The following is a 15,764-nucleotide window of genomic DNA, read 5'->3' as shown; positions in this document are numbered from 1 at the left end:
GCCCAAACCGAGGGCCTAAGGATAGAACGCTTCCACGCGGTAGCCGGCAATGGGCGGCAGCGTTGCCGCCTCCGTTGCGGACAACGTGAGCGGCAGCGATGCGGCCTGGTCGGAGCGCGCTGCGAGCACCGTCGGCGCACCATAGTCCGCCGCCGTGAGCACGCGGCGCACCACTGCCCGCTCCTGGGTGTCGAGCAGCGAAAGCTCGATGGCCGGCATGGCCAGCGGAACCGTGGCGCCATTGCGCAAGGTAAAGCTGAGCCGGTAGTCGTTGTTGCCGGTCTTCTCGCGTGCGAAGGCGGCGCCTTCGATCACGATGTCGCCGATCTGGCGCAACGCCGTGAGCTCGCAGCCGGTCAATCGGCACATGGCGGCGAATGCAGGCCGCAGGTTCGGCTGGCGGGCCACGATGCCATTGCGCTCGTGATGCAAGACCTGCGCGACGAACAGCAGAACGGCCAGCACGGCGAAGAACCAAAGCGCAAATCGAATGGCGCCACGCTGCCAGAACCCCTCGGTGCCACGGTCCGCCTTCTCGTCACCGGAGAAAGGAACCCTGTCCGAATCCTCCGCTTCGTGAAGCGGCGCCGGAAGCGGCAGCGGACCCGAGTCGCCATCCTGCTCGCTCGCCTGCCTCACCATCGACGCCGAGGCCTTTGCGGCGGTGCCCTCGTCGCGCGCCTTGGCGCTCGCAATCTTGGCCGACTTGATGCGCGCCCGGCGCAGCGCCTTTTGCATCTGCACCTGGTCGCGATCCTGCGCGGCCTCGTGCTTTTCGTCTTCGACGCTGGCCGATGCCGCCATTTCGCGAGCCTTGACGCGCAAGGCTGGCAAGGGAGGCGGCGGCGGTGGCGGCGGCGAAGGCGCCGCCGCAAGATTCAGGTCGATGTTCGGAAACGGCGGCAGTGAGCTCGCCGGTGGCCGCCATTCCGGCTCGTTGGCTTCGAAGTCGGACCACAACTCGTCGGCGATGATTCCGTGCGCAGGCAGGACGAAGGCCGTCGCGGACGGCGTCGCAGCTGCGGGACTTGGCGCAGGCGTCAGTGCAGGCCTGGTCTCGGGAAGCGGCGCCGGCGACAGAAGCTCGTCCGTTTCTTCCAGCGGCGACGAAGCAACAGCGTCCGACGTTTCACCATGCTCCGGTTCGTCGTCGAAGAAGTCCGCGTCTTCCGCGGCACTCGAAGGCTCCGCCGCGGCTTGGGCTGGTGAAGAGTGCTGCTTGGACGGCCCGGGCTCCGCTTCGGCCTTTGCGGAAGGCTCCGTTGGAGGCGGAGGTGGAACCGCCGGACCCGGAACGCCGTCCGGTGCCTCGTGCAGATCGAGCGTGGCGTCGAACACATGGCTGCAGCGGCCGCAACGCACCCAGCCATCGGAGATGCGAAGCTGGTCGCGCACCACCTTGAAGGTGGTGGCACAGGCGGGACAACGCGTGACAAGGCTCATGACCGGGCGATTGTAGGGTTGAGCCCCCGCCTCGCGAGCGGTGCGCGGCGGTGCGAAATCCCGGCCGCGCTGCTCAGCAGCGAGCCGTCATGAGGATCCAGCCGTCCTCGCTGTCGCTGACCTCGAGCGCGGCATAGGGCGCGTAGGCCTGCTTCAGTTCGTCGGCCTGGCGCTCGAGAATGCCGGCGAGCACCAGCGATCCGCCCGGTTCCACGTGGCTGCACAGCAAAGGCGCAAGCACCTTGAGCGGCGTCGCAAGGATGTTGGCCAGCACCGTGTTGTAGCTGCCCTTGGCCGCTTCCGGCAGGCCGGCATTCAGGCGCACGCCATTGGCTTCGGCATTGAGGCGGGTCGACGAAACGGCGGCCTCGTCGATGTCGACGGCGTCGATATCGAGCGCACCGAACTTCGCCGCGCCAATGGCAAGAATGCCCGAGCCGCAGCCGTAGTCGAGCACGCGCTGGTTGCCGAATGCGCCTTCGCCCTGCTTCGCGATCCAGCGCAGGCACATGCGCGTGGTGGGATGCGTGCCGGTGCCGAAGGCGAGCCCCGGGTCGAGCCTGATCAACTGCCTGGCCTGTTCGGGCGGCTCATGCCAGGTGGGCACGATCCAGAACTCGGGCGTGATTTCGACCGGCGCGAATTGCGACTGCGTGAGCCGCACCCAGTCTTGATCGGGCACCGGCGCCACGCCGAGCACCGCGCAGCCTTCGAAGAAGTCTTGCAGCGCGAGCACCGACGCAGCCTCTTTGGCAAGGGTTTCGTCGGCGAACAGCGCAATGATGCGTGAGCGCTGCCAGCCCTCCTTGGGCGGCGGCATGCCGGGCTCGCCGAACAGCGCCTGTTCGGCATCGGTCTGCGCATCGGCGTCTTCCACCGACACGCTCAGCGCATCGAGTGCGTCGAGCGAATCGCTGAGCATTTCGACCCGGTCTTCCGGCGCCATCAGGCGAAGTTCAAACATGGTGGCGTCCGGTGCTCGCTGTTCAGCGCTTGTGGGCTGCGAGCCACTCTTCCAGGTAGTGGATGTTGGTGCCGCCGCTCATGAACTTGGCGTCGACCATCAGCTCGCGGTGAAGCGGAATGTTGGTCTGGATGCCTTCGATCACGGTTTCGTTCAGCGCCGTGCGCATGCGCGCCATGGCCTGCTCGCGCGTGTCGCCATACACAATGATCTTGCCGATCATCGAGTCGTAATTGGGCGGCACGAAGTAGTTGGTGTACGCATGCGAATCGACGCGAACGCCAGGGCCGCCCGGCGGGTGCCACATGGTGATGCGGCCCGGCGACGGCGTGAACTTCCAGGCGTCTTCGGCGTTGATGCGGCACTCGATGGCGTGGCCGCGCATTTCGATCTGGCGCTGGGTGAACGGCAGCTTCTCGCCCGCCGCCACCATGATCTGCGTCTTCACGATGTCGATGCCGGTGGTGAACTCGGTCACCGGGTGCTCCACCTGCACGCGCGTGTTCATTTCGATGAAATAGAACTCGCCGTTTTCGTACAGGAACTCGAAGGTGCCGGCGCCGCGGTAGCCGATTTTCTTGCAGGCCGCCGCGCAGCGCTCACCGATCTTCTCGATCAGCTTGCGCGGAATGCCGGGGGCCGGCGATTCCTCGATCACCTTTTGGTGGCGCCGCTGCATGGAGCAGTCGCGCTCGCCCAGGTAGACCGCGTTCTTGTGCTTGTCGGCCAGGATCTGGATTTCAACGTGGCGCGGGTTCTGGAGAAACTTCTCCATGTACACGGCCGGATTGTTGAAAGCAGCGCCGGCTTCCGCCTTGGTCATCTGGATCGCGTTGACCAGTGCCGCTTCGGTGTGCACCACGCGCATGCCGCGGCCACCACCGCCGCCGGCGGCCTTGATGATGACCGGGTAGCCGATGGCGCGCGCAATGCGCTTGTTGGTGGCGGCGTCGTCGGAGAGCTCGCCCTCGGAGCCGGGCACGCAAGGCACGCCGGCCTTGATCATGGCCTGCTTGGCCGAGACCTTGTCACCCATCGTGCGGATGTTGTCGGGCGTCGGGCCGATGAACTGGAAACCGCTCTGCTCCACGCGCTCGGCAAAGTTCGCGTTTTCACTCAGGAAACCGTAGCCGGGGTGGATGGCCTCGGCGTCGGTGACCTCGGCCGCCGAGATAATCGCCGGCATGTTCAGATAGCTCAGCGACGATGGCGCCGGGCCGATGCACACAGCTTCCTGCGCCAGCTTGACGTACTTTGCGTCGCGGTCCGCTTCGGAATAGACCATCACGGCCTTGATGCCGAGCTCGCTGCAGGCGCGCTGGATCCGGAGGGCGATTTCCCCCCGGTTTGCAACCAGGATCTTCTTGAACATGGTCACTCGATGATGAACAGCGGCTGGCCGTATTCGACTGCCTGACCGTTTTCGCCGAGGATCTGGGTGATCGTGCCGGACTTGTCCGCTTCGATTTCGTTGAGGATCTTCATCGCTTCGATGATGCAGACGGTGTCGCCCTCGTTGACCTTGCTGCCGATTTCGACGAACGCCGGAGCGCCAGGGCTGGAGGAACGATAGAAGGTGCCGACCATCGGCGACTTGACCGCATGACCGGCGGGCGCGGCTTCGGCTACGGGCGCAGCTGCAAGCGCGGGGGCCACAGGGGCACCGGCGGCGGGAGCAGCGGCAGGCGCCGCCACCGTCTGAACATATTGCACCGGGGCAGCGCCGCCGCCCTTGACGATGCGAACCTTGCCTTCGGTTTCGGTGATTTCCAGTTCGGAAATATTGGATTCAGACACCAAATCGATCAGTGTCTTGAGTTTGCGCAGATCCATGAGGCTCCAGTGCCGACTTTGCCGGTCATTAGGATGTAATTTGGCTAAAAATCGTTGATCTTTAGCGATTGGCGGCGAATGCCGAGGTGTATCTGATTCTAACCGTGAACGAGTTCACGTCGCCAAGTGTCCAGATCGGTGGGCTCGAGCTTGCCCATTTTACGAGCCGCCACAGTCCCCGCGCCCGTAACAACCAGCGTGAAAGGCAATCCTCCGGCGGCGTTGCCAAGGCTTTTTACCAGTTCGGTACCCTGCAAACCGGCCAACCCAAGCGGATAGCTGACGGGCGTTTTCTGCAGAAACTTGCGGACGGCGCTGGGCTGATCTATCGCCAAACCGACGACTTGCCAGCCGTTGGCGCCATTTTCGCGGAAGAAGCGATCGATCATCGGCATTTCTTCCACGCACGGCGGGCACCACGTGGCCCAGAAATTCAACAGCAGCGGCTTGCCGCGCAAGCTCGAGAAAACCAGTTCACCACCCTCCGGGCGGTCGAAACGCTGGTCCCAGAAGGCGGCATCCAGCACTTCGCCCTTGGTGCTGCCGCCGCGCTCACGCCACCACGCGCCGCCCAGGCCCGCCGTGGCGGCCGCGACCGCCACGCCGCCATACATGAGGCGGCGCCGTGTGGGCGAAGAAGTCATTCACTTGTCCTTTTCTCTTTCAATCAGCCGGCGCAGCGCGGCCAGATCGCCGCGCGGGGTACGCCCCTGGGCGTCGGGCCGTAGTGCCCCACGCAGGTCATCGAGGTCGTAGACCAGCAGGTGGACCCCGATCTCCTCGCCCAGCGCGCGGCTCGCGGCATGCACGCTCAAGGCCTCGACCTGCTCACCGTGAAAACCGGTGACCATTCGCGGCTCGTAGTCCACGTGATGGTCGATGAGGGCAATTTCGGCCGACTTGGAATCATCGCAGAACAATTGAATATAAATGTCTGACAGCCGTGTGGCGGTGCCGTGCCACACGGCACCGCCGATGTGCGGCCGGAACGCCGCCATGCGCTCCATCCATTCGAGCGCGAGCAGCCGCAAGGCATGCAGCTCCTGCGGCTGGGTGTCGGCGCAATAAAGCGCGATGTAGTCACGCACTTCGGCCTCGACTTCGTCGTTGTTCGGCAGCGCCGTGCGCGACGACAGGCCAAGGTCTCGTACCGCCCGGCGCTTGGCCGGGCCGTACTCCAGCCCCTCTTCGACGACGAGGCGGGCTGCGGCGGCGGCGATCTCACGCTTGGTGGTCGTGTCCATCGGAACATTTTGCCCGCACTACGCCGCCCTCACACCAAACATCAGTACAAAGGACAAGGCTGCGGCGCGGCCGCGGCATGCCGCCTCCCTAGAATCGCCCGATGCACATTCATATTCTTGGCATCTGCGGCACGTTCATGGGCGGATTGGCCGCGCTGGCGCGCGACGCGGGCCACCGGGTCACGGGCTGCGACGCCGGCGTGTACCCGCCCATGAGCGACCAGCTGCGGTCGCTCGGCATCGACCTGATCGAAGGCTTCGGTGCCGACCAATTGGCACTTTCACCCGACGTGTTCGTGGTCGGCAATGTGGTTTCGAGGGCCCGGCTGCCCGACGGCAGTCCCAAGTTCCCGCTGATGGAAGCCATCCTCGATGCCGGCAAGCCCTACACCAGCGGACCGCAGTGGCTCGCCGAGCACGTGCTGCTGGGCCGCCACGTGCTTGCCGTGGCCGGAACCCACGGAAAGACCACCACCACGTCGATGCTGGCCTGGGTGCTGGAGAAAGGCGGCAAGGCGCCGGGCTTTCTGGTGGGCGGCGTTCCGCTCGACTTCGGCGTGTCGGCCCGGCTAGGCGACGGCCCGGCATTCGTCATCGAGGCGGACGAGTACGACACCGCCTTTTTCGACAAGCGCAGCAAGTTCGTGCACTACCGCCCGCGCACGGCGATTCTCAACAACCTGGAATTCGACCACGCGGACATCTTCGATGACCTCGCCGCCATCGAGCGGCAGTTCCACCACCTCGTTCGCACGGTGCCCGGCAGCGGGCGGCTGGTGGTGAACGCCACCGAAGAGAGCTTGCAACGCGTGCTGAGCCAAGGCTGCTGGAGCGGGCTCGCCCGCTTTGGCGCTGGCGGTGAATGGCAGGCGCGCGGCACGCACGACGCCTTCGACGTGCTGTGTCGCGGCGAGGCCGTGGGCCGCGTCGAATGGGGGCTTTCGGGCCTGCACAACCAGATGAACGCGCTGGCCGCCATTGCCGCGGCCGAGCATGTGGGCGTTGCGCCGGCCGATGCGGCCAAGGCACTCGGCAGCTTCCGCAACGTACGCCGGCGCATGGAGTTGCGCGGCACGGTCGAGCGCAGCGGCGGCGCAATCACCGTCTACGACGACTTCGCGCATCACCCGACCGCCATCCGCACCACGCTCGACGGCCTGCGCAAGAAGCTCGACGATGCCGGCAAGCAAGGCGAGCGCATCCTCGCGGCCTTCGAACCGCGCAGCAACACGATGAAGCTCGGCGTGATGGCGGCGCAGCTGCCGTGGAGCCTGGAAGCGGCCGACCTGTCTTTCTGCCACACCGCCGGGCTCGACTGGGACGCCGCCGCGGCCTTGGCCCCGATGGGCGACCGCGCGCAAGTGGCCGGTGCCGTCGAGCCGCTGGTCGCGCAGATCGTTGCCGCGGCGCGGCCCGGCGATCACATCGTCTGCATGAGCAACGGCGGCTTCGGCGGCGTGCACGACAAGCTGCTTGCGGCGCTCCGCAGCGCGGCGGCCCCATGACAGCCACGCGCACCCGCGAGCTGATCGAGAGCCTGAAGCTGCAGCCCCACCCCGAGGGCGGCTGGTATAGCGAGGTGTTCCGTTCGGCCGCGAGCGTGGTTCCCATGGACGGCCGCGCGCCGCGCAGCGCGCTCACCAGCATCTACTTTCTGCTGGAGGCCGGCCAGCATTCACGCTGGCACCGGGTGCTTTCGGATGAAGTCTGGGTTCACCTGGAAGGCGTGCCGCTGGCACTGTGGACGTGCGATGCCGCCATGCGCACCGCGCCGGCGCACGTACGGCTGGGGCCGGTCGACGCACACGGCACGCGCCCACAGCACGTGGTATCGGCCGGCCAGTGGCAGGCTGCCCGGCCGATCCAGGGCCACGCGAGTGGCGACTACACGCTGGTCGCCTGCATGGTCGGCCCGGGCTTCGACTTCGCAGACTTTTCCCTGGTGCCGCCCGAAAGCGATGAAGCCACCGCCATGCGGCACCACTGGCCCGAACTGGCCGGGATGCTCTGATCCCGGCCAGCGCGGTTTATCCCCGGCGCTGCTTGACCGCCTGCGACAGCACGTCGAGCACCTGCACCGAATCGTCCCAGCCCAGGCACGCGTCGGTGATGCTCTTGCCGTATTCGAGGCCTGCGATCTGGTCCTTGCCCGGCGTGAACTTCTGCGCACCGGCTTGCAGGTGGCTCTCGACCATCACGCCGAACACGCGGTTCGATCCGCCCGCGATCTGATTGGCAATGTCCTTCGCCACGTCGATCTGCTTCTGGTGCTGCTTGGAACTGTTGGCGTGGCTGCAGTCGACCATCAGCGTGGGCGGCAGCTTGGCGGCCTCGAGGTCCTTGCAGGCGGCCTCGACGCTCTCGGCGTCGTAGTTGGGCGCCTTGCCACCACGCAGGATCACGTGGCAGTCGCGGTTGCCGTTGGTCTGCACGATGGCCACCTGGCCGTTCTTGTGCACCGATAGAAAGTGATGGCCGCGCGCCGCCGCCTGGATGGCGTCGGTGGCGATGCGGATGTTGCCGTCGGTGCCGTTCTTGAAGCCAATGGGCGCGGAAAGCCCCGAGGCCAGTTCGCGGTGCACCTGGCTCTCGGTGGTGCGCGCACCGATGGCGCCCCAGGCGATCAGGTCGCCGATGTATTGCGGCGAAATCACGTCGAGGAACTCGCTGCCTGCCGGCAGGCCGAGCCGGTTGATGTCGATGAGCAACTGGCGCGCAATGCGCAGGCCCTCGTCGATGCGGTAGCTTTCGTCCAGGTACGGGTCGTTGATGAGGCCCTTCCAGCCCACCGTGGTGCGCGGCTTCTCGAAGTACACGCGCATCACGATCTCGAGCGTGCCGGCGTACTTTTCGCGCTCCACCTTCAGGCGGCGGGCGTAGTCGAGCGCGGCAGCCGGGTCATGGATCGAGCACGGTCCCATGATCACCAGCAGCCGGTCGTCCTTGCCCGCCATGATGTTGTGGATGTTGCGGCGGGTGCCCTCGATCAGCGTTTCGACCGGCGTACCGCGAATCGGGAAGAAGCGGATCAGATGTTCGGGAGGGGGCAGCACGTTGATGTCCTTGATGCGTTCGTCGTCGGTCTTGCTGGTTTTTTCGACGCTCGCATACCAGCTGTCGCTGGCGGGGGCAGTGTTCGTGCTCATGGTGCTTTTCCTTGTTGGAGTGAAATCGTCAGGGCATAAAAAAACCGCCGGGGGCTCTGGGCCACCGGCGGTTCTGGGAGGGTGTTCGTTTGCTTTACGCGCTCGCCTCTCGTCCGCCGGAAACCGGGAACCAAAAGTAGGCAAAGAAATAAGCGCGGAGGGCGGACATGTGGGCGAAATGTAGCATGGAAAACAAGAAGCCGGGCGAAAGCCCGGCTCCGAACGGCTTAGCGGTAGCCCGATTCGTTGGGGTTGTGGATGATCCAGATCAGGTTGCCGCCCGAGTAGTCGCCCATGCCGCCACCCGCAAAAACCAGGCGCCCCTGGCCCTTGTAGGTCATTTCGTAACGGTGGCGGTCGCCGCCGAAATAGAACGGAATGAAGGCCTTGCCCGTGACATAGGCGCCCTGGTCGGTCGGTTGGCCGGCCAGGTCGGTCACCTGCTTGGCGCTCATGCCGATCTGCAAGCGCGAGAACTTGCTGTTGCGGGCGGGAATACCCGTGATTTCGCCTTCGTAGCCGTTCAGGCCCTTGACGGTGCGGCCGCTGCCGGCTTCGACCTTGGACGAATCAATGACGTTGCCCTTGGCGTCCATGCCGGCCTTGGCGCCGCCGCGCGCCGGGGCGGCGGGTGCGCTGGCAGCGGGTGCCGAGGCCGCGGGTTGGCTGCTGTCGCCCGAGCCGCCGCGCGAAGCGCAGCCTGCGGTTGCGAGCGCCACTGCGGCGGTTGCAGCCCAAAGGGCCGTGGACGAATTGATCCTGATCCTCATCGAATGCTCCTCTTCTTGAAAAATAAGGAGCGGAGCTTAGCAAGCTCTCAGGCCGTTCCGCCTACGGTCAAACCATCGATGCGCAAGGTGGGCTGGCCGACGCCCACGGGCACGCTCTGGCCTTCCTTGCCGCAGGTGCCCACGCCCGAATCGAGCGCCATGTCATTGCCGATCATGGTCACGCGGGTGAGCGCGTCGGGGCCGTTGCCCACGATGGTCGCGCCCTTCACGGGGTATTGGATCTTGCCGTTCTCGACCCAGAAGGCCTCGCTGGCCGAGAACACGAACTTGCCGCTCGTGATGTCGACCTGGCCGCCACCGAAGTTGGTGGCGTACAGGCCCTTCTTGATGCTGGCGACGATTTCCTTCGGGTCCTTGTCGCCGCCGAGCATGTAGGTGTTGGTCATGCGCGGCATCGGCACGTGGGCGTAGCTCTCGCGCCGGCCGTTGCCGGTGGGCTTGACCTTCATGAGGCGCGCGTTGAGCGAATCCTGGATGTAGCCCTTGAGGATGCCGTCCTCGATGAGCACGTTGCGCTGGCTCGCGTTGCCTTCGTCGTCCACGTTGAGCGAGCCGCGGCGGTTGGCAATGGTGCCGTCGTCGAGCACCGTCACGCCCTTGGCCGCCACGCGCTGGCCGATGCGGCCCGAGAACGCGCTCGAGCCCTTGCGGTTGAAGTCGCCTTCCAGCCCGTGGCCGATCGCCTCGTGCAGCAGGATGCCGGGCCAGCCGGAGCCGAGCACCACCGTCATTTCGCCGGCGGGCGCCGGACGGGCGTCGAGGTTGGTCAGCGCGGCCTTCACGGCCTGGTCGACATATTCGGCCATCTGCTCGTCGGTGAAATAAGCGAGCCCAAAGCGCCCACCACCGCCGCCGGAGCCAACCTCGCGTCGGCCGTTCTGCTCGGCAATCACGGTCACCGACAGGCGCACCAGCGGCCGCACATCGGCGGCCAGCGTGCCGTCGGCACGCGCCACCAGCACCACGTCGTACTCGCTCGCCAGGCCGGCCATGACCTGGGCCACGCGCGGATCGCGCGAGCGCGCGAGCTTTTCGACCCGCTCGAGCAGCTTGACCTTGGCCGTGCTGTTGAGCGTGGAAATGGGGTCGACGCCGTTGTAGAGCGAGCGGCTCGAAGCGATCTTGCGCGCCGGCGTTTTCACGCGGCCGGTGCGGCCGGCGGAGGAAATCGAGCGGACCGTGCGGGCCGCATCGAGCAGCGACGCCTCGGAAATATCGTCCGAATAGGCGAAGGCGGTCTTCTCGCCGCTGACCGCGCGCACGCCGACACCCTGGTCGATGCTGAAGCTGCCGGTCTTGACGATGCCTTCTTCCAGGCTCCAGCCCTCGCTGCGCGTGTACTGGAAGTACAGGTCGGCATCGTCCACCTTGTGGGCGGTGATCTCGGCCAGGGCCTTGCTCAGGTGCGATTCGTCGAGGCCGAACGGCGTGAGCAGGAGCTGTTGCGCCGTGGCAAGGCGCTCGATGGTGGGTTCGCGAGAGATCATGAAGCGGATTCTAGGGCTCGCCCCCGGACCGCGCGCGCCCGGCGGCGCTTCGCCTTCCCCGGCCGGGGCCAACGCTGGCGCTGCGGCCGCGTGCCTAGCTTTGAGAGAGCTTTCTGGCGCGCGCGATGGACATCAGGATGCCCAGCCCCAGCCCCAGCGTGACCATGGCGGTGCCGCCGTAGCTGATGAAAGGCAGCGGCACGCCCACCACGGGCAGGATGCCGCTGACCATGCCCATGTTGACGAAGGCATAGGTGAAGAAAATCATCGTCACCGCCCCCGCGAGCAGCCGCGAGAACAGGCTCGTGGCGCTGGCCGCGATGGCCAGGCCGCGGAAGATCAGCAGGATGAAGGCCGCGATCAGGGCAAGGTTGCCCACGAGGCCGAATTCCTCGGAATAGGCCGCAAAGATGAAGTCGGTGGTGCGCTCGGGAATGAATTCGAGGTGCGTCTGCGTTCCCTGCATGAACCCCTTGCCGCCCACGCCCCCCGAGCCGATGGCGATCATCCCCTGGATGATGTGAAAGCCCTTGCCCAGCGGATCCTTGCTGGGGTCGAGCAGCGTGCACACGCGCTGCTTCTGATAGTCGTGCAGCACCCGCCAGTCGACGCCCTCCGCGCACAGCCGCGACTCGAAACTCACGATCAGCGTGATCGCCACGGCACCGATCACCACCGGGGGCACGATGAGCTTCCACGGCAGCCCGGCGAAAAAGATCACCGCCAGGCCGGCGGCGAGCACCAGCAGCGAAGTGCCCAGGTCGGGCTGCTTCATGATGAGCCCGACCGGAATGGCCAGCAACACCGTCGCCACCACAAAATCGAGCGGCCGCAACTGGCCTTCGCGGCGCTGGAACCACCAGGCCAGCATCAGCGGCATCGCGATCTTGAGGATTTCGCTGGGCTGGATCACCACGCCGAGGTTGATCCAGCGCGTGGCGCCCTTCTTCGTGATTCCGAAGAGCGCGACCGCAATCAACAGCGCCACGCCCGTCACATACACCGGCACCGCAAACATCATCAGCCGCTGCGGCGGCACCTGGGCCACCACGAACATGATGAAGCCCGCCAGCAGCATGTTGCGGCCATGGTCGGAAAACCGCGAGCCGTGGTCGTAGCCCGACGAATACATGGTCAGCAACCCGGCGAAAGCCAGCAACAGCACGGCAAAAGCCAGAAAGCCGTCGAACCCCTGGAAGATGGGCGCGACGCGGCGCGCCAGGGAGGGCTGATTGAACACGGCGGACATGGGGCTGGATTATCCGCGCCCGGCACGCCCGGTCAGTCGAATTCGAACTGAACGACCGTGCGTCCCGGTCGGCTTTCGACCGCCGGCCGCGCGCCGACGGCGCCGGCACGCTCCGTGAGCGCCCGCGGCACCTGGGACGCGTCGAAACCTCGGCCGTCGTCGATCACGCGCAACTGCACCCTTCCGGCCGGCGCTTGCGACTCGATCCGCAGCGTTTTCGCCTGGGCGTGCTGCATCACGTTGGAAACCGCCTCGAACAGCAGGAACTGCAACTGCCGCATGCCTTGCGCGTCGAGACCCTTTACCGTTGGCACCTCTTCCACGCCCCACTCCAGCCTGATGCCCGCGGCCGCCAGGCGCGGCTCCAGCCGGTAGCGCAGCGCCGCCAGCAGGGCGCCCACGTCGCCCGGCGGCAGCTGAATGGAGTCGATCGAGAGCTTGAGCTGGTCGAGGGAGTCGCGCAGGGTGCGCAGCAGCTCCTCGGAGCTGGCCTGGCCCGACTGCAGCTGCCGGATGGCCGAGCTGATGTGCGAGCCCACGCCGTCGTGCATGTCGCGCAGGATGCGTTCGCGCTCATGGGTTCGGGCCTGGTCGCGCGCCACCTGCTCCAGCGCCGCGAAGGTCGATGCGAGCTCGCGTTCGCGCTGCGCCACTCGTTGGGCCAGTGCCGCCACCGAGCCGCGCGCTTCGATGCTGGCGGCGCGAAAGCGACGCAGCACGATCAGCAGCAGCGCAATACCGAAGAACACGGACGAATAGCGCACCCAAGTGGTTTCGCCGTAGGCGTCGCTCAGGCGGATCACCAGCCAGTCCCGGATGCCGAAGCCCAGCGTTGCCAGTGCGGCGGCCGCCACCAGCAGGCGCCCCAGGTTGGGCCGCCGCACAGTCGCGACCACAAAGGTGCAGACGAACAGCGCAATGAACACGATTTCTGCCGCAAGCCAGCCGGTAAGCCAGTACGGCTCCTCGCGGAACAGCGCCATCGAGCTCGCGGCGACCGTTCCGGCGACCACTCCCGCCATTGGCCACCGCAACCAGCGCATGCGGGGCCTGTGGTCCCAGCCCGCCAGGTGGTAGCAGAACATCATGGCGGACGCCGCCCAGCCCGCATAGCAGGCGGCCATGAGCACGCCCCAGGCCGGCCAAGGCAGGGGCGGTTCGGCAATGACACCGTCGGCGACGCGCAACGCCCAGCAGAATTCGGCGAGCGCCGTCCACAAATAGATGCCGTCGCGCCGATGCCGCCCCACCGCGTCGGCGTCCACCTGGGTGAGCCACAACGCCAGTGCAATGCCGCCGACGATGAGGCTGAAGGCACTCAGGAGCACCGAGCCGGTAAAGCGCCAGCCATAGGCCGTTTCGAAAAGCTCGGTGCGCACCGGCGTGGCCGGCCCGATCGTCACGCGTGAAAGCCCGGCCCGCCGTGCGCTGTCGGCGCGGATGCGAATCTGCAGGCGGTTGTCGCCGGCTTTCAGCAAATGCCCCGGAATCGGCACATGGATGGGTGCCTTGGCGTAGTCAGGCCCGTTGCCGCGGCCCAGATCTCCGTAGACCTGAAGCAACGCGTCGTTGAGCGACACCTCGAGCACGTTGCCCGCCCGCGGAATGAAGATGCCCCACGGCGTCTCGGGCGCGGCGTCGAGCGTGAACGGCAGTTCGAAGCTCGCGAAGCCGGGGCGCCCCCGGTGCTGGCGATCCCAATGGTAGGAAAGCTCGACGGGCGCTGTATGCGTGACGCCGTCGACGGTGACGGTCGCCGTGCCGCTGCGCAACTCAAGGGGGCCATCCGCCGCCGCGGCACCCACCGGCGCCAGCAGGACTACCGCAAGCCAGAGCGCGAACAGCGCCCTCCACGGCCTTGCGAACATGCGCCCCGCCACACGGCTCACCCGGGGTGGGACAGCAGGCCGAGGCGCGTGGCTTCGAACACCGCCTCGCTCTTGGAATGCACCGCCAGCTTGCCGTAGAGGTTCTTGATGTGGGTCTGCACCGTGTGCACGCTCAACCCCTTGAGCCGGGCGATTTCGGCATAGGAGAAGCCGCGCGCGATCAGCGTCAGCACTTCATGTTCACGGGCGGAGAGCAGGCTGGGCGCCGTGCTGTCGATGGTGGCCGCCTGGGGCACTGCCGCGGCGGGCGTGCCTGCCGTCTGCAGGCTGCGGTACTTGGCAAGCACCCGCCGCGCGATCATGGGCGAGATCGGCGACGCACCGGCCTTCATCTCGACGATGGTCTGCGCGATGTCCTCCGGTGCCGCGTCCTTGTGGATGTAGCCGACCGCGCCGGCCTCGATGCTGGAAAGCACGTTTTCCTCGTCGCCGAAGACCGAGATCACCAGCGGCTCGCAGCCGGGAAAGCGCGCGACGGCCTCGCGGATCACATCCAGTCCGCTGCCGTCGGGCATGCCAAGGTCGACCAGCAGCACATCGGGGATGGTGGCGGTCTGCGCAAGCCACGCCAACGCCTCGTGCACGGTGCCGGCGCTTCCAAGCCAGAAGAGGGTTGCGCTGCGCTGCACGCTGGCCTCGAAGAAGGCACGCGCGCGGCTGTCGTCCTCGACCACGAGCACGCCCCAGCGGCGTGCCGTTCCAGGATCAGGAGCCTCGATGTTCATGGGCTTAGCATAAGCCGCCACGTCGATTCAAAAGGCCGCGGCACCTCCCATCTTCATGGGATGCAGGCATCGATCCCGGACCGCGAAACTTCGCACCGCTTGCAAAAACGCAACAGCACCAGGCGAACTTGGCCACTCCTGGTGCGTCAGCTGAGTACTTTCGGGTTCCGGGACACGGCCCGCTCCCGATCGGATGCAGAAAAATCCCGCGGGCCGGAGATTCCAGTGGTACACATTCACCTCCCCGCACGAAGCCTGCATGCGAGAGCCCTCACCGGCATCCGCGCCCCGCACGAGGACCTCATGCAAAATTACCCGGCTCCTTCTATGGAGTTGCGTCGAACGCAACATTTTCAGTCTCCGCCTCGCATGGATCCGAAAACCACTCACCTGTTGTATCTGCACGGTTTCCGCTCCTCGCCCCGCTCGACCAAGGCGCGGCTGATGGCACGGCGCGTGGCGCTGGAGCACCCCAACCTGCAGTGGTGGTGCCCGCAGTTGCCGCCCTCTCCGCGCGAAGCAATCGACATGGTGATGAAAGGCATTGCCGACTGGCCCCGCAAGTCGATGGCCGTGGTCGGTTCGTCGCTCGGCGGCTTCTATGCCACCTACGTTGCGGGAATGACGCGCTGCCGCACCGTGCTGCTCAACCCCGCCGTGCACCCCGCGCGCGACCTGCAGCTCTATATCGGCGACCAGACCACGTGGCAGGACCCGGCCGAGCACTTCTATTTCCGGCCCGAGTACATCCAGGAGCTGCGCACCATGGAAGTCGGCGCCCTCACGCGCCCCGAGCGCGTGCTGGCCATCATCGCCAAGGGCGACGAGGCGCTGGACTGGCACGAAATGTCCGCGCGCTACCCCGACAGCAACATCAAGCTGCTCGAGGGGGGCGACCACGCGCTGTCCGATTTCGAGCAGAACCATCTGGACGACGTCATCGACTTCATCAACCCGGTCTGAGTCCCTCCGGCGCCGGGCGGCGGGCCGGGT

15 protein-coding genes are annotated in these 15,764 nt (G+C 66.4%); 3 read left to right on the top strand and 12 right to left on the bottom strand.

Features of this window, described 5'->3' with window-relative positions; all coding sequences use genetic code 11:
* Positions 1 to 15: 15 nt before the first annotated feature.
* The 6 genes from EJI00_RS13135 to EJI00_RS13110 form a co-directional block, all read right to left on the bottom strand.
* The gene (locus EJI00_RS13135) at positions 16 to 1,443 is read right to left on the bottom strand and encodes a zinc-ribbon and DUF3426 domain-containing protein (protein ID WP_126747954.1); all 1,428 of its coding nucleotides are present in this window, start codon (positions 1,441 to 1,443) and stop codon (positions 16 to 18) included.
* A 73-nt stretch (positions 1,444 to 1,516) separates the two neighbouring features.
* Positions 1,517 to 2,407, bottom strand: coding sequence for a 50S ribosomal protein L11 methyltransferase (gene prmA / locus EJI00_RS13130; protein ID WP_126747953.1), 891 nt, complete (start codon positions 2,405 to 2,407; stop codon positions 1,517 to 1,519).
* A gap of 22 nt (positions 2,408 to 2,429) precedes the next feature.
* Positions 2,430 to 3,779, bottom strand: a complete 1,350-nt coding sequence (gene accC, locus EJI00_RS13125) for an acetyl-CoA carboxylase biotin carboxylase subunit (RefSeq protein WP_126747952.1) — start codon at positions 3,777 to 3,779, stop codon at positions 2,430 to 2,432.
* A 2-nt stretch (positions 3,780 to 3,781) separates the two neighbouring features.
* Positions 3,782 to 4,240 carry an acetyl-CoA carboxylase biotin carboxyl carrier protein gene (accB, locus tag EJI00_RS13120; RefSeq protein ID WP_126747951.1) on the bottom strand — a complete coding sequence of 153 codons (459 nt, stop codon included), beginning with the start codon at positions 4,238 to 4,240 and terminating at the stop codon, positions 3,782 to 3,784.
* A gap of 98 nt (positions 4,241 to 4,338) precedes the next feature.
* Complete coding sequence (locus tag EJI00_RS13115; RefSeq protein ID WP_126747950.1) at positions 4,339 to 4,884, bottom strand: TlpA family protein disulfide reductase; 546 nt, start codon at positions 4,882 to 4,884, stop codon at positions 4,339 to 4,341.
* Positions 4,885 to 5,484 (bottom strand): hypothetical protein, encoded by a 600-nt coding sequence (locus EJI00_RS13110; protein ID WP_126747949.1) that lies wholly within the window; start codon positions 5,482 to 5,484, stop codon positions 4,885 to 4,887. It abuts the gene before it with no gap.
* Between the two features lie 101 nt (positions 5,485 to 5,585).
* Here EJI00_RS13110 and mpl point away from each other — a divergent pair, with 101 nt between their 5' ends.
* On the top strand, positions 5,586 to 6,989 hold the full coding sequence (mpl, locus tag EJI00_RS13105; RefSeq protein ID WP_126747948.1) for a UDP-N-acetylmuramate:L-alanyl-gamma-D-glutamyl-meso-diaminopimelate ligase: 1,404 nt from the start codon (positions 5,586 to 5,588) through the stop codon (positions 6,987 to 6,989).
* Entirely contained in the window at positions 6,986 to 7,495 is a 510-nt protein-coding gene (locus tag EJI00_RS13100; RefSeq protein WP_126747947.1) for a cupin domain-containing protein, read from the top strand. The genes mpl and EJI00_RS13100 overlap by 4 nt, the downstream gene beginning before the upstream one ends.
* A gap of 16 nt (positions 7,496 to 7,511) precedes the next feature.
* Here the strand turns inward: EJI00_RS13100 and EJI00_RS13095 are convergent, their stop codons facing one another.
* The 6 genes from EJI00_RS13095 to EJI00_RS13070 form a co-directional block, all read right to left on the bottom strand.
* A complete protein-coding gene (locus EJI00_RS13095; RefSeq protein WP_126747946.1) occupies positions 7,512 to 8,630 on the bottom strand; it encodes a 3-deoxy-7-phosphoheptulonate synthase in 1,119 nt (372 codons plus the stop codon).
* Positions 8,631 to 8,857: 227 nt separating this feature from the next.
* Positions 8,858 to 9,400 (bottom strand): hypothetical protein, encoded by a 543-nt coding sequence (locus EJI00_RS13090; protein WP_126747945.1) that lies wholly within the window; start codon positions 9,398 to 9,400, stop codon positions 8,858 to 8,860.
* A gap of 47 nt (positions 9,401 to 9,447) precedes the next feature.
* Positions 9,448 to 10,908, bottom strand: coding sequence for a metalloprotease TldD (gene tldD, locus EJI00_RS13085; protein ID WP_126747944.1), 1,461 nt, complete (start codon positions 10,906 to 10,908; stop codon positions 9,448 to 9,450).
* A gap of 94 nt (positions 10,909 to 11,002) precedes the next feature.
* The gene (gene rodA / locus EJI00_RS13080) at positions 11,003 to 12,157 is read right to left on the bottom strand and encodes a rod shape-determining protein RodA (protein WP_126747943.1); all 1,155 of its coding nucleotides are present in this window, start codon (positions 12,155 to 12,157) and stop codon (positions 11,003 to 11,005) included.
* A 32-nt stretch (positions 12,158 to 12,189) separates the two neighbouring features.
* Positions 12,190 to 14,025, bottom strand: coding sequence for a 7TM diverse intracellular signaling domain-containing protein (locus EJI00_RS13075; protein WP_126747942.1), 1,836 nt, complete (start codon positions 14,023 to 14,025; stop codon positions 12,190 to 12,192).
* A 17-nt stretch (positions 14,026 to 14,042) separates the two neighbouring features.
* Positions 14,043 to 14,771, bottom strand: coding sequence for a response regulator transcription factor (locus tag EJI00_RS13070; RefSeq protein ID WP_126747941.1), 729 nt, complete (start codon positions 14,769 to 14,771; stop codon positions 14,043 to 14,045).
* 369 nt (positions 14,772 to 15,140) lie between these two features.
* Here EJI00_RS13070 and EJI00_RS13065 point away from each other — a divergent pair, with 369 nt between their 5' ends.
* Positions 15,141 to 15,734 carry a YqiA/YcfP family alpha/beta fold hydrolase gene (locus EJI00_RS13065; RefSeq protein WP_126747940.1) on the top strand — a complete coding sequence of 198 codons (594 nt, stop codon included), beginning with the start codon at positions 15,141 to 15,143 and terminating at the stop codon, positions 15,732 to 15,734.
* The last annotated feature ends 30 nt before the right edge of the window (positions 15,735 to 15,764 follow it).

Origin of the sequence: Variovorax sp. DXTD-1 (assembly GCF_003984625.1) — a bacterium.
GTDB lineage: Bacteria > Pseudomonadota > Gammaproteobacteria > Burkholderiales > Burkholderiaceae_C > Variovorax.
This window is presented reverse-complemented; position numbering and strand designations above follow the sequence as displayed.

Bases quoted from the DNA above. Each gene is read 5' to 3' on its own strand.
- prmA (WP_126747953.1), bottom strand. From the start codon at position 2,407: ATGTTTGAACTTCGCCTGATGGCGCCGGAAGACCGGGTCGAAATGCTC.
- tldD (WP_126747944.1), bottom strand. From the start codon at position 10,908: ATGATCTCTCGCGAACCCACCATCGAGCGCCTTGCCACGGCGCAACAG.
- rodA (WP_126747943.1), bottom strand. From the start codon at position 12,157: ATGTCCGCCGTGTTCAATCAGCCCTCCCTGGCGCGCCGCGTCGCGCCC.
- EJI00_RS13135 (WP_126747954.1), bottom strand. From the start codon at position 1,443: ATGAGCCTTGTCACGCGTTGTCCCGCCTGTGCCACCACCTTCAAGGTG.
- accB (WP_126747951.1), bottom strand. From the start codon at position 4,240: ATGGATCTGCGCAAACTCAAGACACTGATCGATTTGGTGTCTGAATCC.
- accC (WP_126747952.1), bottom strand. From the start codon at position 3,779: ATGTTCAAGAAGATCCTGGTTGCAAACCGGGGGGAAATCGCCCTCCGG.
- EJI00_RS13090 (WP_126747945.1), bottom strand. From the start codon at position 9,400: ATGAGGATCAGGATCAATTCGTCCACGGCCCTTTGGGCTGCAACCGCC.
- EJI00_RS13075 (WP_126747942.1), bottom strand. From the start codon at position 14,025: ATGTTCGCAAGGCCGTGGAGGGCGCTGTTCGCGCTCTGGCTTGCGGTA.
- EJI00_RS13115 (WP_126747950.1), bottom strand. From the start codon at position 4,884: ATGACTTCTTCGCCCACACGGCGCCGCCTCATGTATGGCGGCGTGGCG.
- EJI00_RS13065 (WP_126747940.1), top strand. From the start codon at position 15,141: ATGGATCCGAAAACCACTCACCTGTTGTATCTGCACGGTTTCCGCTCC.
- EJI00_RS13070 (WP_126747941.1), bottom strand. From the start codon at position 14,771: ATGAACATCGAGGCTCCTGATCCTGGAACGGCACGCCGCTGGGGCGTG.
- EJI00_RS13100 (WP_126747947.1), top strand. From the start codon at position 6,986: ATGACAGCCACGCGCACCCGCGAGCTGATCGAGAGCCTGAAGCTGCAG.
- EJI00_RS13110 (WP_126747949.1), bottom strand. From the start codon at position 5,484: ATGGACACGACCACCAAGCGTGAGATCGCCGCCGCCGCAGCCCGCCTC.
- EJI00_RS13095 (WP_126747946.1), bottom strand. From the start codon at position 8,630: ATGAGCACGAACACTGCCCCCGCCAGCGACAGCTGGTATGCGAGCGTC.
- mpl (WP_126747948.1), top strand. From the start codon at position 5,586: ATGCACATTCATATTCTTGGCATCTGCGGCACGTTCATGGGCGGATTG.